Below are 25,251 nucleotides of genomic sequence, written 5' to 3'. Positions count from 1 at the left end.
CGTCGACTGTATCCACGCGCGGTCGTTCTCCGGGTCGGTTATCGTCGCGATGACTCCGGAGCCGCTTTTGTATTCGGTGTACGTTTCTCGCACCAACTGTTCGGATGATTGGTTCTCGTTGTTCACTGCGATTGCCTCTGTGCGTTTCTGTCTGCTCTGGTCGCGTTCACTCCGACACGTGGACGCGCCCGTAACTCCACACCGTTACTTCGAGGCCCAGCATCTCGAAGGACACTCTGATATCCCCCTGCCGCGGGCGACCGGCGTTCGGCGGTCGGAGGACCCCCGAGAGAGCGTCCGGGTCGACAGTCCGGTACAGCGGTTCCATCTCTACGGGGTCTATCTCCGCGACAGCCGAAACCGCGTCGACGATGCCGGCAACGATCGACTCAGGGTCCCCCGGGTCGAACTCCACCATCGCATGATCGTTTGATTCGTTGACGGCCACTCCGTTGCCCATGTACTGTGGAAGTAGTGAACGCCGTTGAGCGGTTGCGTTCATTATCTGCGTTTTTATACGTAGCCGTCGCTCTTCGGACCGGGAACGTCGCCTCGCGGCGGTCCCTCAGCTATCTGCCATGACCGTCAGCTCTATCAACCGCTCCGAGGCCCGTCGAAGCCGTCGACCGAAGGCGGTAGAGGAGATACCCGTCCCCGAGGCGAGTTCCTGAAGCGTTATCTCGCGGGGGTCGCTGAAGTAACCCCGTTCGTACGCCATCACGAGCGCCTGTCTCTGCCCGTCCGTCAGTCCGAACCCGCCCCGCGTCGCCGCCTCGTCGTTTTGGTACATCGCCTTCACGCGAAAGGAGATGTCCTCGGCGTCGCAGTACTCTCGAAACGCCGCGAGAGCGTCCAAGTCCGGAAGGAGCGTGTAGAGGAGCCAACCGTCGTCCTCGTGAGTTATCTCGAAGAGGTGGATTCCGAACTCGGCCAGTTTGTACGTGACGAGTTTCGCGTGGTCCGCGAGTTCGACGCAGTAGACGCGCTTGTCCGGGAGTTCCGCGAGAAGGCGGACGTTCGTCACGGTGGGGTCGCCCGCCAACACCTCGTCGAACCCCTCTAAGTTCCCCGCGGCGGTGAAGAACAACAGAAGCGTGTCGGTATCGCCGACCGGAACGGGCTGGCTCTCCCGTCGAATGTCCACGTCCGGCGCGTCCCGTAACGTGGGACCGAGAGCGAATTCGGGGTGCGAGACGTGGACTTCGGCGATTGTCATCTGATTCGGATTCTGGGGCTTTCGGTCTCCGGCGCGTTCTCGACGGGAGGGGGCGACTCATGCACTGTTGCCCCCGTCCGGCCGTTCGGCCGACGCCGCAGAGAACGACTCCGCCGCGGATGCGCCGCGTTCGGTCAGAGAGACGCCGTCTGCGGTTCGTTCGGTGAGACCGGTGCGCTCTAACTTCGGGAGATGTCTGTGGTGAAGCGAGATAGCGACGTTCTCCGGGGTGGGCGCCCGAGTTTCGACTGTCCGTCCGCGTTCCCAGGCGACGACTGCCTCCGCGAGTGCGTCCAGCCGTACCGCGTTCTCGCTCTCGCGAAGGTACGTGAGTACGTATCTCCGGCGGTCGTCCGACAGAGCGTCGAACAGAGTGTCCACAGAGCGGTCGACGGCGCTGAGAGACTCCGACGTGGATTCGGTACTCATCGATTCTGGGTAACCAAGGGAGGGGCATCAACACGAGTCCAAACTATTTAGGTCTCGTTCGGAGTCGCTTCGTTCTCGTCGGCCGCGCAGTCGCGCCCTGACGGGTGATATCTATATATTACGCAGCAGTATCTATATCGGTCAGTTCTCTCAGAGCGTTCCGGACGCCTCTGAGACGTACGTACCCCTATTATAAACCGCCTTACCGCGGGAGCCTCCGGATTCAGTCGGTGCCACGCGATGCAGAGCGTCTGTCCGACACCGTACCGCGGCGAACATCGCCTCCCCCGAGGACGCGCGACGGATATCTGAGCCCGCCCGACGAGAGAGTCAGTGACCGAGGCGGCGCGTCGGACCCCGTCGTCTTCGCGGGACCACCGACACGAGAATCGAATCACCGTACGTCCGACCGTCCGGAAGTCAGCGGAGTCGCGCCGCCCGGAATCGGTCGTCTCGCCGGTGTCTCCCTCGCGCGTCTCGGTCATCGCCGTAGTCGTCGGTACCGACCCCCCTGCGGCGGCAGTCGTCTACGATAGAGACTAACGGAGTACGCAACATGTCACAGACAACGTCAGAGACGAACGGAAAGGCGCACGGTGGCGCTCGAACGGGCCGTATCGCGACCGGCGCGGGAAACCCGACCGAACCGCAAGCGCCGACGGCGGCGATAATCGAGGCGCGCGCGCCCCGCACATCCTTTCGGCCGGAGTCACTCGGCGAGGAACACCGAGCAGACAGCACCGGCGCGTTCGGGTGGTCGCCGTGACGCGAGAAACCTACCAGCAGTCGTTGGTGGAACTCCGAGCGGACGTCACCGCGATGGGCGAGACGGTCGTCGAACGCCTCGGTATGGCGATAGACAGTCTGGCGACCGGCGACGAAGCGGTCGCTCGGGAAGTGATCGACGGCGATAGCGCGGTCAACGAGACGTACCTCGAACTGGAACGGCGCTGTATCGAACTGGTCGCACTCCAGCAACCCGTCGCCTCGGACCTGCGGTTCGTCGCCGCGTCGTTCAAGATCAGCACCGACATCGAACGCATCGGTGACCTGGCGACGAATCTCGCTCAGTACGCACTCGCGGCCGACCGAACGTTCACGCCGGACGTCGGTCTCGACGAGATCGGTCGGGACGCGACGGAACTCGTCGAGCGAAGCCTCGAAGCGTACGCGAACGGAGACGCCGACGCCTGTCGGGAGATTGCGGCGCGCGACGACGAAATCGACGCGCTCTGCCAGCGAGCGAACCACGCAGTCGCGCGCGACCTGATCGAAGAGGAGGCGCTCGGCGACGCGTGGGCCGTCGAGGAACTACTGGACGACGTCTCTCGGGTGCTGCTTACGATCCGTGATTTAGAGCGCGTCGCCGACCACGCCGTGAACATCGCGGCGCGAACGCTGTACGCGGTCGAAAACGACACGGAACTCATCTACTGAGAGCGGCGAGGCCCGACGCACCGGCGGGGGACAGCCGTTCTCGCCTCGAAACGGCCGTTCCACACAATCGCGGACAAGAGGGTTCCGAGTTCGTGCCGAAAGAGCGCGAGTCGGTCAGATAGCTCAGACGAGTCCGGCGAGCCAGAGAACGAAATAGGTCACGGCGAGAACGGACAGGACGATACTGATAGCGCCGAGAATACGTGCCCGTTTTTCACTCACACTGGCGGTCGGAACAGGAACGTCATCGCTTACCGATAGGCGGCAGAATGCTGGACGTTTCTGCTCAGTACGCCGTTTGTATCAGTTGCCACTGATTTCAGCGGAGCCTCTCTTGCACACCTGGCTCCGAGCAGATTTCATATCGCAGGATGTGATTTATAGTCGAATATCCGACGGGACGAGTCCCCATCTCCGAGATACCAAAGCATTACTTCCCGCGTGCCAACCTGCTACCATGGCCCTTCGCAAACCGCCGTTGCACGACGTTCACGCCGCGCGAGACGCGAAGTTCACGGAGTTCGGCGGGTGGGACATGCCGGTCGAGTTCGATTCGATCAGAGACGAACACGCGTCGGTCCGCGAGTCGGCCGGTATCTTCGACGTCTCCCACATGGGGGAGATAGAGGTGTCCGGCCCCGACGCGACGACGTTGATGCAGCGACTCACGACGAACGACGTGACGGCGCTCTCGCCGGGTGATTCGCAGTACGCGATGATAACGGACGACGAGGGCACGATTCTCGACGACACCGTCGTCTACCGCCTCCCGGACGACGAGGCGACGTTTCTCTTCGTCCCGAACGCGGGTCACGACGAGGAGATGTACGACCGGTGGACAGACCACCGCGAGAAGTGGGGTCTCGACGCGACGGTTCGAAACGTGACAGAGGAGTGGGCGATGTTCGCCGTTCAGGGCCCGGACGCACCGGGTCTCGTGACGGCGGCGGCGGAGGGGCCGCTCTCGGACCTCTCGCGGTTCGAGGCCACCTACGCGGACGTGGCGGGCGTCCGGTCGTGGGTCGCTCGAACCGGCTACACGGGCGAACCGGGGTTCGAGATTCTCTGTCCGTCCGAGGACGCCGAGACGGTCTGGGAGGCGTTCGACTGCCAACCCTGCGGCCTCGGGTCTCGCGACACCCTGCGCATCGAGATGGGGTTTCTGCTCTCGGGGCAGGATTTCGACCCCGCGGAGGAACCGCACAACCCCTACGAGGCGGGCGTCGGGTTCACGGTGAAACTCGACACGGAGTTCGTCGGTAGAGACGCCCTCGAACGCGTCGAAGCGGAGGGCGTAACGGAGAAGTTCGTCGGTCTGCGTCTGTTAGACCGCGGCGTCGCCCGCCACGGATACGACGTGACCGACCGAGACGGCGACGTCATCGGTCGCGTGACGTCCGGGACGATGAGTCCGACACTGGGCGAAGCGGTCGCTCTCGGTTACGTCCCGGTCGGGTACGCCTCGTCGGGGTCGAACGTCGGCGTCGTCATCCGCGGCGAGGAAAAGCGCGCGAAGATAACCACACCACCCTTCCTTGAGGATAGATAAATGTTCGAAGTTCCCGAAGACCGAAAGTATCTGGAATCGCACGAGTACGCAACCACAGACGACGTCGCGACGGTCGGTATCACCGACTTCGCGCAGGACGAACTGGGCGACGTCGTCTACGTCGAACTGCCCGACGAGGGAGACGAGGTCTCACAGGGCGACGAGTTCGGCGTCGTAGAGAGCATCAAGGCCGTCTCAGACCTGTACGCGCCCGTCTCCGGCACCGTCGTCGAGATAAACGAGGACCTGTTCGACCACCCCGAGTACGTCAACGACGACCCGTACGGCGACGGATGGATGCTGAAGATAGAGGTGACCGAGGAGGGGGCGTTCGACGGCTTGCTCTCCCCCGAGGAGTACCGCGACCAGACCGAATGACGCGGGGAAGCCCTTACGCGCCGCACACGGACGCAGAGACCGAAGCGATGCTCGAAGCCGTCGGCGTCGAGAGCCAAGAGGACCTCTTCGACATCCCCGAAGGAGTTCGCTTCGACGGCGAGTTCGGCATCGAAGCCCGAAGCGAACGCGAGGCGCGACGGGAGATGTCGCGCACGCTGGCCAAGAACGACGACCTGACGGAGTTCCTCGGCCGCGACCACCACTCACACTACGTCCCCGCTCTCGTGGACGACCTCTCGCGGCGGTCCGAGTTTCTCACCTCCTACACGCAGTACCAACCGGAGATAACGCAGGGGTTCCTGCAGGTGCTCTTCGAGTACCAGTCGATGCTCGTCGAACTGACGGGCCTGCCGGTGGCGAACTGTTCGATGTACGACGCCGCCACCGCACTCGCCGAGGCGGCGCGCCTCGCCGGGCGCGTCCGGCGCGTCTCCGGCACCCGCGTTCTCGTCCCCGAGATTCTCCACGAGGGCAAACGCGGCGTCCTCGACAACTACGTCGCCGGAACTGACCTCACGGTGGAGACGTACGCGATGGACGACGGAACCGTCGATATCGACGCCCTCCGGGCGCAGGTCGGCGAAGACGCGGCGATGGTCTACGCCGAGAACCCGACGGTCCGCGGGAGTATCGAACCCCGCCTCTCGGAAATCGGCGACATCGCCGAGGAGAACGGTGCGCTGTTCTGTCTCGGGACGGACGTGGTCGCTCTCGGACTGTTGGAAGAACCCGCCGCAGTCGGCGCGGACGTCGTCGTCGGCGAGGCGGACGCACTCGGCATGCCGACGAGTTACGGCATGGGACTCGGCCTGTTCGCCACTCGCGAGGAGTTCCTCCGTCAGGTGCCGGGCCGCCTCGTCGGCGCGAGCGAAGACGCCGCAGACATGCGCGCGTACACGCTCACCCTCCAGACGCGCGAACAGCACATCCGCAAGGAGCGAGCCACCTCGAACATCTGTACAAATCAGGCGTGGGTGGCGCTTCGGACGGCGATGCACGTCGCCTCTCTCGGCCCCTCGGGCCTCGTGGACCTCGCAAAGCAGTGCGTCACCGACGCCGAGTCGCTGGCCGCGGAGTTAAGCGGCCTGAAAGGCGTCCGCGCGCCGGTCCACGACCGACACCACTTCCGCGAGTTCGTCGCTCACGTGGACCAACCCGCGACGGCCATCGCGTCGGACCTCGAATCGGAGGGGTTCGCCGTCCACGTCGTCGGCGAGCACCGACTGCAGGTCTGCGTTACGGACCTGAACGCTGCGAAGACGGACGCCCTCGTTTCGGCGTTCGAGGAGGTACTCTGATGGATTTCGACCAAGCACGCTACTCCCGAGAGGATCTGTACGAACCGCTCCTCTCGGAGAAGAACTCGACGCGCGTCGAAACCGGCGAGGGGGACTCGCCGCTTCCGGACGACCTGACGCGCGACTCGGTGGAACTACCCGACCTCTCGGAACCCGAACTGGCCCGCCACTACACGCGCCTCTCGCAGATGAACTGGAGCGTGGAGATGGGACCGTACCCTCTCGGGTCGTGTACGATGAAGTACAACCCCTCGTTCACCGAGGACGTCGCCGCCGACCCGAACGCGGCGGTCCACCCGGACCGCTCGGTCCGGAGTTCGCAGGGGACGCTCGAACTGCTGTACGACCTGCAGGACTACCTCGGCCGCATCGGCGGGATGGACGCCGTGACGCTCCAACCGCCCGCGGGCGCGGCGGGCGAGTTCGCGGGCATCCTCGTCGCGAAGGCGTACCACGAGGCCAACGGCGACGACAGAAGCGAGGTCATCGTCCCCGCCTCCGCGCACGGCACGAACTTCGCGTCCGCCGCGATGGCGGGGTACGACGTGGTCGAACTCCCGTCGGACGACGACGGCCGCGTGGACGTCGAAGCGCTCGACGCCGCAGTCTCCGAGGACACCGCCGCGCTGATGCTCACCAACCCGAACACGGTGGGTCTCTTCGAGCGCGACATCGTCGAAATCGCGGAGATGGTCCACGACGCGGGCGGACTGCTCTACTACGACGGCGCGAACCTCAACGCGCTGTTGGGCCGGGGGCGCCCCGGCGACATGGGCTTCGACATCATGCACTACAACGTCCACAAGACGTTCGCGACGCCGCACGGCGGCGGCGGACCCGGCGCGGGACCGGTGGGCGTCGTCGCCGAACTCGCGGAGTTCCTGCCGAAACCGCACGTTCGCGAACGCGGCGGGTCCTACGAACTGTACGACCCAGAGCGGTCGGTGGGCAAAGTCCATGGCTACCTCGGTAACTGGCTCGTCCTCGTGAAGGCGTACGCCTACATCGCCCGCCTCGGCGACGAGGGGTTGGCGGACGCGAGCGCGAAAGCCGTCCTCAACGCGAACTACCTCGCGGAGAACGTGGACTTAGAGGTGCCGTACAGCCCGTTCCACCACGAGTTCGCCGCGACGGCGGGCGACAGAGATGCCGCGGACGTGGCCAAACGAATGCTCGACTACGGCGTCCACCCGCCGACGACGAAGTGGCCCGAGTTCGTCCCCGAGGCGATGCTCACCGAACCGACCGAAGTCGAGAGCCGAGACTCCCTCGACGACCTGGCGCACGCGTTCAACGCGTCGCTCGGCGACTCCGAGGAGGAACTCGAAGGCGCGCCGTCGCGGACGACTGCGCAGCGCATCGACCAGACGGATGCCGCGCGGAACCCGCGACTCTCGTGGCACGCGCTCGACGACGGAGAAGAGTAGAGACCGCTTTTCGACGGGTTACGCTTTTGCGGTGGTGATGTCGTCGCCGATTTGGATGAACCCGAACCCGCACTCGCTGCAGCGCCACTTCGTCTTCTTCCCGAGGTGAATCTCCATGTAGGCCGTCCGCCAGAACTGGCTGTTGTCGCAGTCGGGGCAGTCGTACTCCATCTCGAGGCTCATACTCGCACGTTCCGCGGTGCGCGAAGTTGAAGATACTGATTCGAACGGTACGCGGAGGGTGAATATATCCTATGACGCGATACCGAATCGCGCACTCTCGGCCGCGATGCCTCCCTCGACGTAACGTTCCGAACGAGACTCGGGCCGCAACCGACAGAACGGTGGAGTTAGGCCCGCCGTCGTTCTTCGAGACAGACGTTCACGATGGACGCCGCTATCTCCGCGCCGCCGGAGAACGGGTCGAGTTTGGTCTCGCCGAGTCGTTCGTCGTACGCGATGGGTTCCTCGCGGACGCGGTACCCCCGCATCACCGGGCGAAGCAGCAGTTCCGCCGAGAGGCCGGTGTTCTCCGTCCAACGGACGGTCTCTATCAGGTCGCTCCGGTACGCCCGCATCCCGGTGGTCACGTCGTGGACGCGTTCGCCCATCAGAGCGCTGGCGAGGGCGGCGAACGCGTGGTTTCCGTAGCGGTTCATCGTCGGCATCGTCTCCGCACCGTGATAGAGTCGGTCACCGCTCACCACGTCGAACCCCTCGTTGACGAGAGCCAGGAAGTCGGGGATGCGCTCCATCGGGTACGTGCCGTCGCAGTCCGTCGTGATGCGCACGGGGTTCGACGCCGACAGCAACGCCTCCCGGACGGCGACACCGTACCCCTGCGGCGGTTGTTCGATGACGGTCGCACCGCGTTCGCGAGCGATGTCCGGCGTCGCGTCGGAGGACCCGTCGACCACCACGACTTCGGCCCGGCCGTCCGTCGCCGCCTCGATGTCGTCGAGGACGGCGTCGATAGCCTCGGCTTCGTTGTACGTCCCCATCACGACGCTCACGTCGTCTAACCCGTACGAATCGCCCGTCTCGGTCATTACCGACTACTCGAACCGCTCATTTTTAGGCTTACCGAAAAATTCCGGGCGCGGTCGTCTGGCCGACACGTCGTCCGGTCGCGCCGTCCGCAGACGACTACGCCGTCGCGTTCGACAGCGTCGCGTTCGCGAACGTCCCGTCGGGCGACTCTCCGACGCCCACCGGTTCACACTGGGTCGGGACGACGCACCGTTCGAGGGTGGGTGAAAGCGTCCGCACGGTGCCGTTCTCGCGTTCGACGGGGAACACCGCCCGGTAGGTGAACCCCGACGCGGGCCCGGTGGAGACGAACACCTCCACCGTCACCTCGTCGGAGTCGCCGAACGCCACCGTTCGGTTCCCCGTGGACCGAACATCCGGACCCGACAGTTCGATTCGTTCGTCGGCGGTCACGGACGTCCGGAGACTCTCGGGCGTTCCGTTTGCCACGAAGTAGGCCGCGCCGCGCGACGTCGAGACGCGGAGCGTCGCGCGTTCGGCCTCCGCCGGCAGTCCGAACGTCGCGTCGAGTCCGACGGTGTCGCCGGAGACGCGTTCGACGCGCACCAGTTCGGCATCGACGCGTTCGTCGTCGGTGGGGGGCCACGACCCCCGATAGACGTAGCGGTGTATCGTCCGGTTTGGGAACTCGCCCGCGACGGCGAGTTCGTCGGTATCGCCGAGGGCGTACACCGTCTCCCCGTCGTATCCGGGCGCGTTGCGGAGAGCCTGAAACGGGTGGTTCAGCCACGGACCGTACGGCGTCGGGAGGAACACGAGGGCGTCGTCGGGCGCGCCGCCCTCGGCGAACGGTTCGTATCCGGCGGTGAGTTCGTCGCTCACCCGGTCGTTCCGTTCGAGGGGGCCGTCCGCCGTCGTCGCCGCGATACCGCCGAGGGCGGCGGCGCTCACCACCATCACCGCGAGCGTCACCCGACGGGCGCGGACGGGCGAAAGTCGCTCGCGCACCGTCCGTCGGACCCGGTCGCCCGCGAGAAACGCGCCGCGAGCGCCGAAGACGGCGGTGGGAACGAGCAGGTCGAAGTGGTAGTACGGGCCGAGAAAGTAGAGCAAGCCGTCCGTCTGCGACGCGAGGGAACCGAGGACGTTGTAGTTCCCCCAAAAGGCGAGATTGCCGAGCGGAACCGTGACGAAAAGCGCCGCGAGCAACGCGCGCCGCGCGGCGTGTTCGCCGTCGCGGTTCCGGAGGAGTTCGGCAGTTCCGAGGGCGGCGAGCGCAGTCCCGACCGGACCGGCGGCGACCCAGTTTTCGAACAGCCGAAAGAGGACCTCCGCGTTGGCCCGCGTCGCGAGCGAAAGCGTGTAGTCCACCTCGTGGCCGAGCAGTTCGCGGTGGCCGAACCCCGGTCCGTCCTCGGGGCCGAACGCCTGATACGGAAAGACGAGTGGGTCGCCGGTGACGACCCAGTTGTACCCGAACGCGACAGCGACGCCCGCGAGTCCGAGTGCCGCAGTCGCGGCGCGGCGGGTGAAGAGCGCGCGCCGTTCGCCGTCGGTCCCCTCGACGACGGTTCGCCACGCCCCCGACCGAACGAGCGTCCAACAGGCGTGGGCGACGAACGGCGCGGCGAAAAGCACCGCCGTGAACGGGCGCGCGAAGAACGCGAGTCCGACGGCGATTCCGGCGGCGACTGCGGCCGGGAGACTCCCCCGCCGTTCGGCGCGGAGGTACGCGAGCGCGAACGCGAGATTCAGCGCCGTCGTCGTCGCGTACGGCAGGTAGACGCCCGTGTGGACGAGAAACAGCGGGGACGCAAGGAGGAGCAACCCGGCCACGGCTCCCGTCGGAGCGTCGAACAGTTCTCGGCCGAGGGCCGTCGTCAGACCGGCGACGGCCGCCGAGACGGCAGCCAGCGCCAGCGGAAATCCGCCCGCGAGTTTCCCGACTGCGAAGACGGCGGCGGGGAGGGGCGCGTACTTGGCGTACAGTCCGTCGTCGCCCTCGACGAAGAACCACGGGCGAAACGCGTCTTCGACCGGCGGTCGGAGGAACAGTCGCCCGCGGAGGAGGAGTTCGGCCTGTTGGAGGTAGACGCCCTCGTCGTGGTTCAGCGAGTGGTACGGAAACAGACGGGCGGCGACGACGAGAGAGACGGCGGCGGCGACGGCCGCCAGGAGGAACGTTGCGGCGCGCCCGCGGTCGATTCGGGGGAAGCGGTCGAACTGGAGGAGTCCGCGTCGTCGCGACATCTATCGGGAGGGATACCACGCGAGGGTGTGGTCCGCGACGAGAGCTACCGCGACGGGTTCTCCGATTTCGAAGTCCTCGGCGTGGTTGTGCAGACAGCGAACGACGCTTCCGTCGGACAGTTCGACGTGGTAGACGAACGACGGGCCGGTGTACTGCCTGCGGACGACGTGGCCGTCGGCGTTCGCCTCCGCCGTCGGCGTCGCGCGCAGGTCGTCCGGTCGCACGAGGACGTCCACCGTCGCGCCGACGTACTCCTCCGTGACCCCCTTCAACAGGCCGCGGTCGTACGACCCGATGGGCGTTTCGACCGACGACTCGCCGATGCGGGCGGGAAGAAAGCCCGCCTGTCCGAGGAACGAGGCGACGAACCGCGATTCGGGGTGTTCGAACACCTCGCCGGGGCGTCCGATCTGTTCGATTTGGCCGTCGTTCATGATGGCGACGCGGTCGGAGATAGAGAGCGCCTCCTCTTGGTCGTGCGTGACGGAGACGGCTGTGACCCCCGCCTCTTTGAGGATGCGTCGGACCTCCTCGCGCATCTTCACGCGGAGGCGCACGTCGAGGTTCGAGAACGGTTCGTCCAAGAGCAACACGTCCGGTTCCGGCGCGAGAGAGCGCGCGAGTGCGACCCGCTGACGCTGTCCGCCCGACAGGTCGTCGGGCGTCCGGTCGCCGTAGGCTTCGAGACCAACCAGTTCGAGCAGTTCGGCGACGCGGGCGGCGGCCGCCTCGCTGTCCGGGTCGTCGAGTCCGAACGCGACGTTCTCGGCGACGGTGAGATGCGGGAACAGGGCGAACTCCTGAAACACCATCCCCACGTCTCGTTTCTCCGGCGGGACAGACGCACCGTCGCCCGCGACGGAGTCGCCCGCGACGGTGACGGTGCCCGCCGTGGGGTCCGTCAGTCCCGCGATCATCCGCAGGGTCGTCGTCTTGCCGCATCCGGAGGGGCCGAGCAACGTGAGCAGTTCCCCGTCTCTGACCGTGAGGTCGACCCCCGAGACGGCCGTCTCGGTGCCGTACCGCTTCTGTACGTCCGAGAGAACTAACACGGAGTCCCCGTCGGACCCCGGTGAATCTCTCGTTTCGGCGCTCACGCCGTTGGTTCGAGCCTTCCTCGTCGTCTCGTCGGTCCGCGTCTCGTTTCTCATCTGTAGTCACTCACCGTTTCGCCCCTGTCGCAACAGGGGAATCATCGACAGGCCGGAGACGGCCACCAGTACGAGAGCCGGGAGCGCCGCCCGGCCGTAGTATCCGGCCTCTTGAACACGCCAGATGTACGTCACAAGTGTTGTAAATCCTGTCGGATGCAGGATGAGCGTCGTGTCCAACTCCTTCATCGTCGTGAGAAACACCAGCGCGGCGCCCGCGAGGAGGCCCGGAGCGATGAGCGGAAGCGTCACCCGGCGGAACGTCCGCTTCGGCGGCGCGCCGAGCACTCGGGCCGCGCCGACGAGTTTCCGGTCGACGCCGAGGACGGACGACCGAGTCGTCCCGACGGCCTGCGGGAGAAACCGGACGACGTAGGCGAAGACGAGAAGCGGAAGCGACTGGTAGACGAGTCCCGCCGCCGCGCCGACGTGGTTCGTGAGCCACTGACTGCTGAAGAACACGAGCGACAGTCCGAGTACGACGCCCGGCATCGCGTACCCGAGATACGTCGCCCGTTCGGCCACCGTCGCCAAAAGCGAGTCCGACCGACCGGCGTAGTAGGCGACCGGAAGCGCGAACGCCACCGTCGCCGCCGCCGCCAGTACCGCGACGTACGCGGAGTTGAACGCGAACTCCGGGCGGAACGCCAGACCGCCGCCCGAGTAGCCCGGCCCCGAACGGACGAGCCACATCGCGAGGATGCCGACGGGCAACGCGAGCGTGAAGACGGTCACGAGTGCGGGCACCGCCGCCGCCGCCCACCGGTACCGCCCCAGCGAGACGAGCGCGCGCGAGGAGGCGGGCGTCCCGTACCCGGACGTCTCGTCGCCGCCGACGCGGGATTCGAGCGCGAGTACGACGGCGGTGACCGCGAGCAGTTCCAGAGACAGGAGCGTCGCGTTCGACCGACCGATACCGAAACTGTTCAACTCGACGTAGATGACGCGCGTGAACGTGTCGAACCGCAGAATCGCGGGCGTCCCGAAGTCAGAGAGCGTGTAGAGCGCGACGAGCAACGCGCCCGCTGTTACGCCGGGCGCAATCTGCGGGAGGATGACCCGTCGGAACGCCGAGACGTAGCTCTGGTTCAGCGTCCGGGCGGCCTCCAGTTGGGCGGCGTCGAACGACAGAAGCGACGCGCGGGTCGTCAAGAAGACGTACGGGTAGACGAAGAGCGTCAGGACGAGCGCCGTCCCCGGAAGCCCGTACACCGTCGGGATGGAGATTCCGACGGGCGCGAGGAGGTCCGCCAGCGCGCCGTTCGGCCCGAACGCGGAGACGTACGCGAACGCCCCGATGTAACTCGGGACGACGAGCGGAAGCGCGACGAGGACGGTCCACAGACGCCGAAACGGAAGGTCGGTCTGGACGGTCAAAACCGCGAGCGGAACGCCGAGGAGGACGGACGCGCCGGTGACGACGGCGACCAACACGAGGCTGTTGAAGAGGACGCTCGTCGCCGTGGAGGAGGTGAGAAGTTCGAAGGCGACGCCGGGTTCGACGGCGGAGGCGCTCAACAGGAGCCACAGAAGCGGCGACAGCACCGCGGCGGCGACTGCGGCGGCCAGCAGAGAGACGGCGACGCCCGGTTCGTCGCTCCCCTCCTCGGGGATGCCGAGCAGTCCGCGGATGCGACTCGCGGGCGACGCCCCGTCTTCGCCTCCGTCGGCCATCAGAGGACGCCGACCTCCCGCATCAGTTCGAGCGTCGGTTGTATCTCCGAGAGCTTCGAGAGGTCGATCTCGGGCGGGTTCAGTTCGTCGATGGTCGGCAGACCGCCGACCGGTGGGATGCCCGAAACCATCGGGTACGCGTAGGTGTGCGTCGCGAAGAACTCCTGTGCTTCCGAGGACAGCAGGTGACGGACGAAGTTGTTCGCGAGGTCACCGTTGTCGCTCGCGGAGAGCACCGCCGCCCCCGCCGTGTTTATCAGTGCGCCGGCGTCACCGCTCGTGAACGCGAGGTCCAACGGAGCGTCGGGGCGAGACGCCTGCACGCGGAGCGCGTAGTAGTGGTTCGCAAAGCCGGTATCGAGTTCGCCGTCGGCGACGGCGTTCGAGACGAGGAACTCGTTGTTGTACTGGCTGGCTCCGGCGTCCACCATCTCTCGAAGCCACTGCCGCGTCGCGTCTTCGCCCTCTATGAGGCGCATCGCGGTGACGAACGCCTGGAACGCGCCGTACGTCGGGGCCCAGCCGATGGAACTGGCCACCGCCTCCGAGTCGGGAAAGTCCATCACGGAGTCCGGAACGTCGTCTGCGGACAACTTCTCGGTGTTGTACGGAACCGCCCGCGCGCGTCCGGCCGTGCCGACCCACTGGTCGTCGGGGTGGAACTCCGACGGGACGGGCTCTACGACCTCAGAGGGGAGTTGGGCGGTCAGGCCCTCCCCGGCGACGGCCGAGAGCGACCCGGCGTCGACGGACCAGAACACGTCCGCGGGCGACGCCTCCGATTCGCTGATGATGGTGTTTGCCCCTTCGGCGGTGCCGTAGTCGCGCGCGACCGGTTCGAAGTCGGGGTATATCTGCCGCAGTCGGTCGAGCAAGTCGCGGTAGAGTCCGCCCTCGCCGCCGCCGAGGTAGATGACCAACTCCCCGGAGAGTTCCGGGAGGTCCTCGATTCGCGTCCCGCCGAGGTCGGACCGCCCCTCCACGAGGGGGCCGGACCCGCGGAACTCGTCGAAGGCGGCGGACCCGTTCTCGGTGCTCTCGCCGTCGTCGGAGGGGGAACTGTCTCCGAACGGGAGGCCGCTACATCCGGCCAGTCCGGCCGCCCCCGCGGCACCGACGCCCGCGAGGAACCGTCGACGGTCGAACGAACGCCCGTCGCGGTCAGTCATCGGCGACCACCGCCCGTTCCTCCGCGGCGAGAGCGTCCAGTTCGGCGAGGCAGTCGAGCCAATCGCGCATGTACTCCCCGCAGTAGTTGAGGAACTCGCCGTTGTTCCACTCCGCGAAGTCGCCCTCCGCGAGTGCGTCCGCCATCTCCGCGAACGCCTCGCGGAAGGAGTCCGCATCCGCCGCGGCGTCGTCTACGACTTCCCAGACGTGTTCGTTCAGTTCGAGGCCCGCCACCTCGTTCGCCAAGTCGTCGAACGTCGAGCGAGGCGCTTTGTCGTGGTGACAGAGGGGCCCGCCGTTGTACACCTGCTTGCCCAACACGTCGCAGGCGCGTTTGAGAAACAGCCCGGACCAGATATCGTCGAACCGACCCACGTCCCATCCGTTGTCGTCCATCGGGAGTTGGTAGAACGCCGGAACGACCTCCCGGCGGAACGCGAGATTCATCGAACAGACGGTGAGATACTGGCCCTCGGCGGCGACGAAGTCGCGTTCGAAGTCGTCGGCGTCGGTGCGAGTCTGGGCCTGTCCCTGCAGGTCGCCGTCCATCAGGATGCGGACGGCGTCTAAGTCCGGCACGTTCGTCCACAGGCCCTGAGAGGCGACCACAGAGTCTACGGATTCTTCCGTCGTCTCCACTGTCTCGTCCATCGCGGCGTAGGGGTAGCCGCGGGGGTAGAGGTCGCTGTCGCTCTGATAGAGCACGTTGACCCACGACTCGTCGGAGCGAACTGTCTCGACGTCGCCCTCGTGGTGGAGGTTCTCCATGTGGGTGCCGAAGTAGTCTTCGTCGGCGTGGGGTCGGGTGTCGTCGTCGATGAAGACGCCGTACTCGAAGCGGTCGTTCGCCCAGAGGTAGAGCAGTCCGAACGACGTCTGCGCGTGACTCGCCTCGGGAATCAGGTGCGCGTACTCGGAGAGGCCGCGCGCCTCGAACCACTCCTCTCGCGCACGCCCGTCGAACACCGCGCCCTCGACGCCCTCCTCGTCGAGCATCGCGCGCATTCCCTCCGTGTCGCAGAAGTCTTCGGTCACCAAGACGACGAACAGTCGGTCCGTGTCGAAACCGTGGTCTCTCGCGTTCGAGACGTACTCGCGCATGCACTCGTACTCTCGAATCGTCGGCACCACGACGCAGATGTCCTGCTTGACGCTCATTCGTTACGCGAGCTGTTGGTTTAGGCATACCTAAAACTGACGGTCCGTCGCCCCCGCCTCGACCGACTCGCGGCGGGGAGGTTCACAACCGTTCCGTGACGTGGTCTGCGGCCTTCAGTGCGAGTGCGGCGATGGTGAGCGTCGGGTTCATCGCGCCCCCGGTGACGAAGACGGAACTCCCGGCGACCGTGAGATTCGACAGGTCGTGCGTCCGAAGTTGCGGGTCGACTACGCTCTCTTCTGGGTCGGTCCCCATCCGCGTGGTGCCCATCTGGTGGAAGGCGGGGCCCGTCGAGTCGGGGCCGACCGTCCACGTGATTTCGGCGTCCATCTCGTCGAGCACCGACCGCTGAATCTCGTTGGCCCGCCGGATGGTCGCCCGCGTCCGGTCGTCGAGAGACCACACCACGTCCGGGACGGGGTTGCCGTGGTCGTCGGTCCGGGAGGGGTCGAGTCGGACGCGGTTCTCTCGGCGCGGATACTGTTCGACCAGTGCGCCCATCGCGACGTGCGTCCCGTAGGCGTCGCGTATCTCCGCCAGCAACTCGTCGCCGAAGACGTCCGCCTCCGCCGCCACGTCCGTCGGCGCGGGGCCGGCGTAGTTGAGAAACTCCATCTTGATCGCCGACCGCGAGTCGTCGGGCCGGTCGTAGAACTGGTGGCTCTCCGTCGTGTTGAAGCCCACGTGTTTCTGGCGGGTCGGTTCGTCGAGGCGGCCGCCGACGCCCGCGAAGACGTGGTCCATGAAGTACCGACCGACCAGTCCCGAGGAGTTCGCGAGGCCGTCGGGGTACGTCTCGGTCGCGGAGAGAAAGAGCAAGCGCGGCGTCTCGACGCCCCCCGCCGCGAGGACGAACTCGCGGGCCTCCTGTCTGTGTTCGTCGCCGTCGGGCGTCGCGTACACCGCCGCGGTGACGCGTTCGCCGCCGTCGTCGTGTTCGAACCGCTGGACGGGAACGCGGTCTATCACGCGGGCGCCGTTCGCCTCCGCGGCGTCGATGTGGCGCGTCGCGTCGTACTTCGCGCCCGACGGACAGACCGGCTTGCAGGTGCCGTATCCGACGCACGCACCGGCCTCGTCCGTCGGTTCGGAGTTGCGCGCGTTCGGCACGGAGTGGGTGGCGATTCCGAGCGACTCGCAGGCCTCGGCGAACAGCGAATCGCTGTACGAGGGCGGGAACGCCGGGAGCGGATGGGGGTTCTCCCGCGGCGGTTCGAAGGGGTTGTCCGACGCGCCCGCGACGGAGAGTTCCGCCTCGGCGTCGGCGTAGTACGGTCGCAAGTCGGCGTACGAGAGGGGCCAATCGGCGGCGACGCCGAGTTCGGAGTCGAGTTCGAAATCCTGCTCGTGCAGGCGCATCACCATCCCCTGCCAGTGGAGCGTCGTTCCGCCGACGCCCTTCACGCGGGCGGCGTTCAGCGGGTAGTGACGCCCGCCGGATGAACTGTAGGCGTCTCGGGCGGCGTCGCCGTCCCACACCGGCGCGCCGTCGCCGGGGCGGAGGTGACGCTCCATCCGCCGGACGCGGTCCTCGGGGTCGAACCGCGGCCCCGCTTCGATGACGACCACGTCGTGGCCAGCCCGCGCCGCCTCCGCGGCGACGATGGCTCCGGCCGGTCCCGCACCGACGACGCAGACGTCCGTTCGCTCGGAGGGCGTCCGGTCGGGTTCGGGGGCGGTCACCGCTCCGGCCCCCGCCTGTACGACCGCCTCCCGCCGGGGTGACCCGGCGGGTTCTCCAACCCCGCGAGACCCGCGCCCGTCGGCGTCGAGTAGAAGGCAAAGAGGAGTTCGTTCACGAGGTAGTACCGGACCCGTTCTCTCGGCACACCGTCGGGGTCGGGGTCGGCCACGTCGACGGACATCCGGTCGAGCGCGTTAGACCGGTCCGCCGCCGACAGCGCCGAGAACGACTCGTCGTGCCAGTTGCCGACGTAGTCGTCGAGCGTTCTCACTGCGTCGGCGACGCCGCGGGCGTACTCGTCGTCGGCCCGAACGCGCCGTCCCGAGTAGTTCTCGACGAACTCTCGAACGTTCTCCGCGTCGGAAGGGTAGACGACGTCGGCGACTGCGACGAGTGTGGCGACGTCGTGACTCGATATCGGCGTCTCGTCGGCCGGGTCCTCGCCGTCCCCGCCACCCCCGCCGTTCGATGACTGCGAACACCCGGCGACGGATCCGATACCGGACGCGGCGAGTGCGGCGACGACGTCGCGACGTGTCAGTTCCATCCGTCAGTGAGTGGATTAGGCCAACCTAAACAAGAGCGTTACGTTCGCTCGTCACGTCTCGGGTGCGGACGTGTGACGGTCCCGAGTAGAGGCTACCGCGAACCGGCCGACTCCGGTGCGCTCTCGTCGCGTTCAGCGCTCGTCGTGGGCGGATAGGTGTCTCGAAGATACGCGACCGTCGACTCGACTACCTCGGGGTCGTAGGTCCAACAACCGGTGAACGTCCCGTCTTCCTGCTCTCTTGCGACCATCGCACACGGGTGAGCCTCGGAGCTCTCGCCGGACTGCGCCCGGCCGTCCGTCGGAGACTCGCCCGCCTCGTAGACGACGAACCACGACTGCGCGACTTCCTCGTCGGAATAGGCGTGTTCGGCGAGTCCCGAGGGAGTCTCGGCGTCCGGTTCGCCGTAGACGTGGACGTCGACGCCGGTGTCACCGAGGCGGTCGTACACCGACTGCTGCGTTCGGAACAGCGAGAGCCGTTGGAACCCGGCGTGTAGTTCGCCGCGTCCCTCCCGCCACGCGCGGTGTTCTATCTCGCGAGAAGCCAGCGTCATCCGCTGACGGTCGTAGCTCGTGAACGTCCGTTCGTCCAGACTGTCCAGAATCTCCGGTCGATCCAGTCTCTCGAACTCGTCCGCGTCGAGCCACCGATTGCCGGTGATATGGTCGTACAGTTCACTCACTCCCGCGGCGGCGACGAACTCGTCTCCCTCGCGCAACAGCGCGAAATTCTTCGGAAGCCCCTCTATCGTCTCGCCGTCTCGAACGGTGACGCTCAGAGGGTCGAAGTAGGAGACGACCCGGTCTTTGGCCTTCGTCGGCCCCTCGTAGTTGTAGATGGACAACGTCTGCGATGCGCTCTCCGCACCGTCTATGACGGCGGTCAGTGATTCGATCGTCATCTTCTCTTGGCGAGTGTTATTTTACCTAACAGGTAAACGTTACATCACAATTATCACGGCCGATAGACAGAGACAGCGCCGCCATGGTGGTCGTCCGCTGTCGGGGCGTGCGGGACCGACCGTCGCCTCAGACGACGAGGTTGGTCAGCGACTCGCCCGCCTCGCGGCGGCGGATGTTCTCTTCGACGAGTGCCGCGATTCGGTCGGCGTAATCGACGGTGGCGGCGGCGGCGTGCGGGGTGACGACGACGTTCTCCATCTCCCACAACGGGGAGTCCGAAGGCAGGGGTTCCTCCTCGAACACGTCGAGGCCCGCACCGGCGATAGACCCAGAGTCGAGTGCGTCCACGAGGGCCGACTGGTCCACGACGCCGCCGCGGGCGACGTTGACGAGGTAGGCGTCCTCGCGCATCGCGTCGAGTTCCTCCGCGCCGACCAACCCCGCCGTCGCGTCGGTCAACGGGACGGTGAGGGCGACGAACCGAGCGTCGGAGATGGCCGCGCGGAGTCTGTCGGAGGTGTACACCTCCGCGACGTGTTCGACGGGCGTCGGGGTTCGGCGGACGCCGGTGACGTCCATCCCGAGAGCGTCCGCGCGGCGGGCGATGCCGAGTCCGAGCGTTCCGAGTCCGACGACGCAGACGGACTCGCCGTCGAGGGTGAACGTCTCGTCCCACGCCGGGGGGTCCCAGATACCCTCGGTTTGATTGCTCCGATAGCGGTGGAGGCGGCGCGCGAACTGGAGCATGAAGCCGAGTGCCGTCTCACCGACCGAGTCGCCGTGGATGCCGTTGCTGTTCGTCAGGCGTATCCCGCGTTCGCGCAGGGCGTCGAGGGGGAACTCGTCGTACCCGGCGCGGACGACGTGTATCCACTCGACTCCGGCCTCCAGAAATTCGGGTTCGTGACCGAACGAGACGACGCCGTCGTAGCCGTCGACGTCGTCGGTCACGTCGACGTCGAACGCGGAGAGGAGCGACTGCAGTCTCTCCGGGGGGAAGATGCGACCGACCGACGAGTGGATGGCGACTCGCGTGGGCATGGGCGACGGTCCCACCGAGCGGACAAAAACGATTCGCGACGCGGCCGAGAACAGGGCCTCCCTACGCCGTCTTTGCGTCCGTCTTCTCGTCCGAGCGCGCCTCGTCGAGGAGTGCTCGGGACCGGTCCGTAGAGACGTTCAGTTCCGGCACCTCAGTCGGGTCGCCGTCCTCGTCGACGGCGACGTAGACGAAGTACGACTCCGTCGTCAGTTCCGTCTCGCCGGTGAGGGGGTTCTCGCGGAAGACGCGGAGTCTGACTTCGACGCTCGTCCGTCCGGCGTCGTAGACGTACGCCTCGATGAGTGCGGCGTCCCCGCGGGGGATAGGCTGGTGGAAGTTGACGCTCTCCATCCGGGCGGTGACGCACGTCTCGCCGGCAAAGCGCATCGCCGACATCGCTCCCACCTCGTCCATCCACTTCATCACGTTGCCGCCGTGGGCCATGTCGTAGTTGTTCGTGTCGTCCGGTTGGACGAGGACCCGATTCTCGATGTACGTCTCTTCTAAATCGACCATACTCCCGGTACCGAGACGCCCCGAATAACGCTTCTGTCACGCCGACGTATCGCGGTCGGTCGTTCGTGACGTTCTGCGGTCCGAGTCGCCGCCGGCCAAATCTCTTTGCCTCCGCGACTCGAAGACCGGGTATGGGTATCACGCTGTATGCACTCGACGGCTGTCCGTACTGCGAGAAGGTCCACGACGCCTTAGAGGAGGCAGGCGTCGAGTACGAGACGGAGTGGGTCGAAGCGCTCCACTCCGAACGGAACGAGGTAAAGCGCGTGAGCGGTCAGCGCTCGGTTCCGGTCCTCATAGACGAGGACCGCGGCGTGACGATGAACGAGAGCGACAACATCCTCCGGTACGTCGAAGGGACGTTGACCGCCGCATGAAGATATACACCGGCCGCGGCGACGAGGGGATGACCGACCTCCGGGACATGTCCCGCGTGTCGAAGACGAACGCGCGCATCGAAGCCTACGGCACGGTGGACGAGGCGAACGCCCTCGTCGGAACCGTCCGACCGACCGGATACGACGACGTGGACGAGACGCTCGAACGCGTCCAAAACCACCTCCACGTCGTGCAGGCGGACCTCGCGAACCCGGACCCCGACGAGGACGACCCGGTCGTCTCGGCGGACCACGTCGACGAACTGGAGGCGTTCATCGACGAGGCCGACGAGGAACTGGACCAACTGACCTCTTTCATCCTGCCGAGTGGGAGCGATGCCGGGTCGAAACTCCACCACGCGCGGGCGGTGACCCGACGGGCCGAGCGTCGAACCGTCGAACTCGCCTCGGAGGAACGGGTGAACGAACAGGTCGTCGCGTATCTCAACCGCCTCTCGGACGCTCTGTTCACTCTCGCGCGCCTCGTGAACAAACGCGACGGCGTCCGCGAGGACGCCCCGACGTACTGAGTTCGATTCCGTCCGTTCTCTCACCCGTCTCCCGTTTTCGGTGTCCGGACCCGAGAGAACGTGGTACCGATCCGCACAATCCTTATATTCGTTGCTTGCGTACGGACAGATATGAACAAGCACTTCCACGACGCGTGGTACTACCTCCGACGCGCGGGCGAACATCTCTCGGTGGGCGTCCGCGAGGAAGCCGCACCGGTCGAACGCCGCGTTCGAAAACTGCTCGGGCGCGAACAGGAACCCGACGCCCCCGAGTCCGGGCGAAAACGACTCGAAGCCGAACTCCGCCGGACGCCCCGACGCGTCGAAGTCGGTGGGAAGAAAGCCGTTCGCCGCGCTCAGACCGGAATCCGCCGGTATCGCGGCGGGTCGGCGGAGTAGTCGAACCGAATCGAAGAAGAACGTTTAAGTCTCGCCCCGGGATACGATTTTGTGCGCGGGTTGGTGGTCTAGTCCGGTTATGACGGCTCCTTCACACGGAGCAGGTCGGCGGTTCGAATCCGCCCCAACCCACTTCTCTTCGACACTACCGACGAGCGAAGTGAGGAGCGGATGCCAGAGTGTGTGCTAACCGGGGATTCGTGCTGGGGAACGAAGCGACCAAAATCCGAATCCCCCCAACCCGTTCCCGTCGGCACCGCAACCGTGAGCGTAGCGAGCGACTGTTCGGACGGCACTAACGCGGACCACCTGACCTCCTCCGCTCTCGCCGCCGCGCCTCGGAGCGTCTCGTCGGTGACTCGATTCGATTACCGGCCGTTCCCGAACGGGCGGGCGTCGGCGACATCGAACAGGTGAACGATGTCTTCTCGACCGTAGTGGTCCAACAGCTCCGAGAGGGCGCGAAACGTCAGCGTCTCGGTCGCACCGGCGGCGGCGAGAGCGATGTACCGTTCGCCGAAGACGGGGATGTCCTTGTTGAGCACCTTCTCGAAGCCGCGTATCTTCGACGGCCGCATCTCCGCGATGTCGAGGCCGTGTTCGTAGTCGGCCCAGAGCGTGTCCTCGGGTTCGATTCCGACGTTGCGGCAGGTCTCTTCGAGCCGAGTGTACTCGCCGAACGCGTCCCACGCGGGCGGTTGCAGGTCGTCGTGCTCCAGTTCCTCGTCGAGCAGTCGGGCGAGTCTCGAGACGGTCTCTCCGCCGTCCGAACACGCCTCGGCCGCCCGTTCGAGGCGGCCGATCAACTGCGGCCGGTCGAACGACTCGCCGCCGTACGTCAGGTAGCGGTCGCCCTCCCGCGCCGCCAGCCAATCGAGGACGCGTTCGCCGAGAGAGAGTTCGTCCGCCGGAGAGTCGTCCCGCCGAAAGAGCATCTCGGTCTCTCGTGTTCCCGTCTCTGACTCGTAGCCGAGTGCGACGGCGAGAAGTTCGAAGTACCGGGGGTCCCGGAAGTCCGGAGGCGTCTCGTAGTGGTCGAGCGAGGGACTCACCGTCTCGATGTCGATGGCGAACCGTCCTGGCATCTTCGAGTACCTCCGATTCGAAGCGAGAAGTACGGTGCGGTTTCCCCGGCGGCCGGTCTCTCGTTTTTCAGTCCAACGCGTCGTCGAGGGCGTCGAGAAGTCTGTCCGGGCCGCCGTCGCGGTAGACGTTCGCCGTCGGGTAGGGGTAGTCCGCCGTCTCGGGGTCGGCCCACGTGGAGACTGCGGCGATATCGGCGTCCGAGAGCGACGCGACGAGTTCGGCTTCGGACTCCGCGTCGGGGACGGTGAACCGTTCGAAATCGTCGCGCGTCTCGCGCGAGGGGTCGTCCACCATCACGACGGCGTCGGGCCACGCGCCCTGCAGAAGCGCCAGAGAGACCCCGCCGTACGCCCGGTGCGAAAGCGCGCCTTGGCCTTCGACCAACACGAGTTCGCGTTCCGCGGCGACGGCACAGACCATCTCCTCTACGACGCCCGCAGCGAAGTCCGCCGGGACGCGGTCCACGACGACGCCGCGGTCGGCGCCGACCATCACCCCGGTCTGGCCGGTGGCGACCCAGCCGACGTCGATACCCGCGCGCCGGGCGGCGCGGTAGAGTTCGAACGTCGTGGTTCGCTTTCCGACGGCGCAGTCCGTCCCGCAGGTGAGCACTACGTCGGCGTCCGCGTCGTCGACGCGTCCGTCCGCGACCCGCAGGTCGTCCGCTGCGGGCGGCTTTCGCACGTCGTGCAGTTCGACGCCGCAGTCGTCTGCGAGGGCCGCCCACTCGTCGTCTTCCGAGAGGAACGTGTGGAGTCCGGAGACGACGTCGCACCCGGCGCGCATCGCCGTCCGAATCGCGGCGGCCCACTCCTCGGGAAGTTTCCCGCCCGCGGGCGCGACGCCGATGACGAGAGCCTCGGCGTCCGGCACCGCCGCGAGTGCCTCCTCGACGGATGCGACGACGGGCGTTCGGGCGAGTCCGTCGTCGTCCCGTTCGAGGACGTCCGCGGCGGTGTCGCCCGCGTTCTCGGAGTCGACGACCGCTCGGACGTCGAACAGTTCGCCGTGGGCGACGACGCCGTTCGCCGTCTTCCCCTGCGGTGCGCCGAACGCCCCCTCGGCGAGGACGATGGCCGGTGCGGGCGAGTCGAACTGCGCTCGGAGGTCCATAGGAGAGTCACGGACGACGCCGTCGAAAGATGTACTCCCTCACATAGACGGCCGACGCGCCGCAGTCGGTCCGAAATCGACCGCGAACCGGAGCAAACGTTTTCTCTCCTGGCACTCGTGGGTAGACGAGATGGCAACGCAGGGAGAGGACGCGGAGGGCGGGGGGCGTGCCGAACGGGGGGTCCGCGTCACGCTCGACATCTGGCACCCGGACTGTTGGACCTTGGAGGTGACGGCAGAGACGGACGCCGGACTGTTGGGTCACGGGGTCCACAGCATCGACGGGACGGCGACGGGGCGCTTTACCGCCTACGCCGACTCGGGCGACGAACTCGACGCGTTGGTCGACGCGATACGCGCCTCGGACCTGACCGAGTCGGTGTGGGAGACGGACGACGACGCGGGCAGGGAGACGCCGATTGCGGGGAGCGCAACCCGCGGCCTCGTGGTCAGATACGACCTCTCGAACAGCATCAACGACGCCCTCGTCTCGCGGGGGTTCATCCCGGACGAACCGGTCCGGATGCAGGACGGCCGCGAACACTGGACCGTCCTCGTCCAAGAGACGCGACGAACCGTCCACGACAGACTCGAAGAGGTTCGCGAGGAGATGGACGCCGACGTGCGCGTCGAACTCATCACCGCGCCCGAAGACGGGTCGGGGATGTTCCGGACCGACGCCCTCTCCGAACGGCAACGCGAGGTGTACCGACTCGCCCGCAGGCGGGACTACTACACGTGGCCGCGGGAGGTGTCGGCGGGCGAACTCGCCGCCGAGGCGGGCGTCTCGAAGGCGACGCTTCTCGAACATCTCCGGAAGGCGGAGTCGAAACTGTTGGGAGACGAGGCGTAACCGCGCGACGACGGTCGCCTCCCCGCCCCCCCTCTCATACTAGGGAGGGTCGCTATGCGCGAGTAA

General features: G+C 66.5%; 27 protein-coding genes and 1 tRNA gene. 11 read left to right on the top strand and 17 right to left on the bottom strand.

Annotated features, from left to right (window positions below):
• Window positions 1-166: 166 nt before the first annotated feature.
• The 3 genes from BM167_RS09395 to BM167_RS09385 all read right to left on the bottom strand — a co-directional run bounded on the left by BM167_RS09395 (window position 167) and on the right by BM167_RS09385 (window position 1,645).
• Window positions 167-418: a HalOD1 output domain-containing protein gene (locus tag BM167_RS09395; protein WP_092891815.1), complete on the bottom strand. Its 252-nt coding sequence runs from the start codon at window positions 416-418 to the stop codon at window positions 167-169.
• 147 nt (window positions 419-565) lie between these two features.
• The gene (locus tag BM167_RS09390; RefSeq protein WP_092891813.1) at window positions 566-1,216 is read right to left on the bottom strand and encodes a helix-turn-helix domain-containing protein; all 651 of its coding nucleotides are present in this window, start codon (window positions 1,214-1,216) and stop codon (window positions 566-568) included.
• 57 nt (window positions 1,217-1,273) lie between these two features.
• Complete coding sequence (locus BM167_RS09385) at window positions 1,274-1,645, bottom strand: DUF7344 domain-containing protein (protein WP_092891811.1); 372 nt, start codon at window positions 1,643-1,645, stop codon at window positions 1,274-1,276.
• A gap of 556 nt (window positions 1,646-2,201) precedes the next feature.
• Between BM167_RS09385 and BM167_RS09375 the strand changes: the two genes are divergently transcribed.
• From BM167_RS09375 to gcvPB, 6 genes are all read left to right on the top strand, one after another.
• Window positions 2,202-2,411 (top strand): hypothetical protein, encoded by a 210-nt coding sequence (locus BM167_RS09375; protein WP_092891807.1) that lies wholly within the window; start codon window positions 2,202-2,204, stop codon window positions 2,409-2,411.
• On the top strand, window positions 2,408-3,082 hold the full coding sequence (gene phoU / locus BM167_RS09370; protein ID WP_092893045.1) for a phosphate signaling complex protein PhoU: 675 nt from the start codon (window positions 2,408-2,410) through the stop codon (window positions 3,080-3,082). The genes BM167_RS09375 and phoU overlap by 4 nt, the downstream gene beginning before the upstream one ends.
• A 457-nt stretch (window positions 3,083-3,539) precedes the next feature.
• Window positions 3,540-4,631 (top strand): glycine cleavage system aminomethyltransferase GcvT, encoded by a 1,092-nt coding sequence (gene gcvT / locus BM167_RS09365; RefSeq protein WP_092891805.1) that lies wholly within the window; start codon window positions 3,540-3,542, stop codon window positions 4,629-4,631.
• Window positions 4,632-5,009, top strand: a complete 378-nt coding sequence (gcvH, locus tag BM167_RS09360; protein ID WP_092891803.1) for a glycine cleavage system protein GcvH — start codon at window positions 4,632-4,634, stop codon at window positions 5,007-5,009. It abuts the gene before it with no gap.
• Window positions 5,006-6,328 carry an aminomethyl-transferring glycine dehydrogenase subunit GcvPA gene (gcvPA, locus tag BM167_RS09355; RefSeq protein ID WP_092891801.1) on the top strand — a complete coding sequence of 441 codons (1,323 nt, stop codon included), beginning with the start codon at window positions 5,006-5,008 and terminating at the stop codon, window positions 6,326-6,328. The genes gcvH and gcvPA overlap by 4 nt, the downstream gene beginning before the upstream one ends.
• A complete protein-coding gene (gene gcvPB / locus BM167_RS09350; RefSeq protein ID WP_092891799.1) occupies window positions 6,328-7,755 on the top strand; it encodes an aminomethyl-transferring glycine dehydrogenase subunit GcvPB in 1,428 nt (475 codons plus the stop codon). Before gcvPA ends, gcvPB begins: the two co-directional genes overlap by 1 nt.
• 18 nt (window positions 7,756-7,773) lie before the next feature.
• Here the strand turns inward: gcvPB and BM167_RS18465 are convergent, their stop codons facing one another.
• From BM167_RS18465 to BM167_RS09295, 12 genes are all read right to left on the bottom strand, one after another.
• Window positions 7,774-7,938, bottom strand: a complete 165-nt coding sequence (locus tag BM167_RS18465) for a DUF7838 family putative zinc beta-ribbon protein (protein ID WP_177213327.1) — start codon at window positions 7,936-7,938, stop codon at window positions 7,774-7,776.
• 167 nt (window positions 7,939-8,105) lie between these two features.
• Entirely contained in the window at window positions 8,106-8,804 is a 699-nt protein-coding gene (locus tag BM167_RS09345; protein WP_092891797.1) for a dolichyl-phosphate hexose transferase, read from the bottom strand.
• Window positions 8,805-8,901: 97 nt separating this feature from the next.
• Window positions 8,902-10,995, bottom strand: a complete 2,094-nt coding sequence (locus tag BM167_RS09340) for a DUF7846 domain-containing protein (RefSeq protein ID WP_092891795.1) — start codon at window positions 10,993-10,995, stop codon at window positions 8,902-8,904.
• Window positions 10,996-12,147 carry an ABC transporter ATP-binding protein gene (locus BM167_RS09335; protein ID WP_092891793.1) on the bottom strand — a complete coding sequence of 384 codons (1,152 nt, stop codon included), beginning with the start codon at window positions 12,145-12,147 and terminating at the stop codon, window positions 10,996-10,998.
• A gap of 6 nt (window positions 12,148-12,153) precedes the next feature.
• Complete coding sequence (locus BM167_RS09330; protein ID WP_092891791.1) at window positions 12,154-13,821, bottom strand: ABC transporter permease; 1,668 nt, start codon at window positions 13,819-13,821, stop codon at window positions 12,154-12,156.
• Complete coding sequence (locus BM167_RS09325; RefSeq protein ID WP_092891789.1) at window positions 13,821-14,990, bottom strand: extracellular solute-binding protein; 1,170 nt, start codon at window positions 14,988-14,990, stop codon at window positions 13,821-13,823. The genes BM167_RS09330 and BM167_RS09325 overlap by 1 nt, the downstream gene beginning before the upstream one ends.
• Window positions 14,983-16,149, bottom strand: a complete 1,167-nt coding sequence (locus BM167_RS09320; protein ID WP_092891787.1) for an alpha-1 4-glucan-protein synthase — start codon at window positions 16,147-16,149, stop codon at window positions 14,983-14,985. Before BM167_RS09320 ends, BM167_RS09325 begins: the two co-directional genes overlap by 8 nt.
• An 82-nt stretch (window positions 16,150-16,231) precedes the next feature.
• Window positions 16,232-17,833, bottom strand: a complete 1,602-nt coding sequence (locus tag BM167_RS09315; RefSeq protein WP_092891785.1) for a GMC family oxidoreductase — start codon at window positions 17,831-17,833, stop codon at window positions 16,232-16,234.
• On the bottom strand, window positions 17,830-18,381 hold the full coding sequence (locus BM167_RS09310) for a gluconate 2-dehydrogenase subunit 3 family protein (protein ID WP_092891784.1): 552 nt from the start codon (window positions 18,379-18,381) through the stop codon (window positions 17,830-17,832). The genes BM167_RS09315 and BM167_RS09310 overlap by 4 nt, the downstream gene beginning before the upstream one ends.
• Before the next feature lie 92 nt (window positions 18,382-18,473).
• Window positions 18,474-19,286, bottom strand: a complete 813-nt coding sequence (locus BM167_RS09305; protein WP_092891782.1) for a DICT sensory domain-containing protein — start codon at window positions 19,284-19,286, stop codon at window positions 18,474-18,476.
• 127 nt (window positions 19,287-19,413) lie between these two features.
• A complete protein-coding gene (gene ddh, locus BM167_RS09300; protein WP_092891780.1) occupies window positions 19,414-20,328 on the bottom strand; it encodes a D-2-hydroxyacid dehydrogenase in 915 nt (304 codons plus the stop codon).
• Window positions 20,329-20,389: 61 nt separating this feature from the next.
• The gene (locus tag BM167_RS09295) at window positions 20,390-20,845 is read right to left on the bottom strand and encodes an acyl-CoA thioesterase (protein ID WP_092891778.1); all 456 of its coding nucleotides are present in this window, start codon (window positions 20,843-20,845) and stop codon (window positions 20,390-20,392) included.
• Between the two features lie 131 nt (window positions 20,846-20,976).
• On the opposite strand from BM167_RS09295, the gene BM167_RS09290 reads away from it, so the two are divergent.
• The 4 genes from BM167_RS09290 (at window position 20,977) to BM167_RS09275 (ending at window position 22,265) form a co-directional block, all read left to right on the top strand.
• Window positions 20,977-21,222 (top strand): glutaredoxin family protein, encoded by a 246-nt coding sequence (locus BM167_RS09290; protein ID WP_092891776.1) that lies wholly within the window; start codon window positions 20,977-20,979, stop codon window positions 21,220-21,222.
• Window positions 21,219-21,752, top strand: coding sequence for a cob(I)yrinic acid a,c-diamide adenosyltransferase (locus BM167_RS09285; RefSeq protein WP_092891774.1), 534 nt, complete (start codon window positions 21,219-21,221; stop codon window positions 21,750-21,752). Before BM167_RS09290 ends, BM167_RS09285 begins: the two co-directional genes overlap by 4 nt.
• Before the next feature lie 111 nt (window positions 21,753-21,863).
• Window positions 21,864-22,133 carry a DUF7553 family protein gene (locus BM167_RS09280; protein ID WP_092891772.1) on the top strand — a complete coding sequence of 90 codons (270 nt, stop codon included), beginning with the start codon at window positions 21,864-21,866 and terminating at the stop codon, window positions 22,131-22,133.
• 57 nt (window positions 22,134-22,190) lie between these two features.
• A tRNA-Val gene (locus tag BM167_RS09275) sits at window positions 22,191-22,265 on the top strand.
• A 236-nt stretch (window positions 22,266-22,501) separates the two neighbouring features.
• On the opposite strand, the gene BM167_RS09270 is transcribed toward BM167_RS09275, so the two are convergent.
• Together BM167_RS09270 and BM167_RS09265 are read right to left on the bottom strand one after the other, a co-directional pair.
• Window positions 22,502-23,218, bottom strand: a complete 717-nt coding sequence (locus BM167_RS09270) for a hypothetical protein (protein ID WP_092891770.1) — start codon at window positions 23,216-23,218, stop codon at window positions 22,502-22,504.
• A 67-nt stretch (window positions 23,219-23,285) separates the two neighbouring features.
• Window positions 23,286-24,332 (bottom strand): N-acetyltransferase DgcN family protein, encoded by a 1,047-nt coding sequence (locus BM167_RS09265; protein ID WP_092891768.1) that lies wholly within the window; start codon window positions 24,330-24,332, stop codon window positions 23,286-23,288.
• Window positions 24,333-24,462: 130 nt separating this feature from the next.
• Here BM167_RS09265 and BM167_RS09260 point away from each other — a divergent pair, with 130 nt between their 5' ends.
• A complete protein-coding gene (locus BM167_RS09260) occupies window positions 24,463-25,185 on the top strand; it encodes a helix-turn-helix domain-containing protein (protein WP_092891766.1) in 723 nt (240 codons plus the stop codon).
• Window positions 25,186-25,251: the final 66 nt, after the last annotated feature.

The sequence above is a fragment of the Halopelagius inordinatus genome (assembly GCF_900113245.1).
Taxonomy (GTDB): Archaea; Halobacteriota; Halobacteria; order Halobacteriales; family Haloferacaceae; genus Halopelagius; species Halopelagius inordinatus.
Note: the sequence above shows the minus strand (reverse complement) of the source record. Positions and strands in the feature narration are given on the sequence as shown.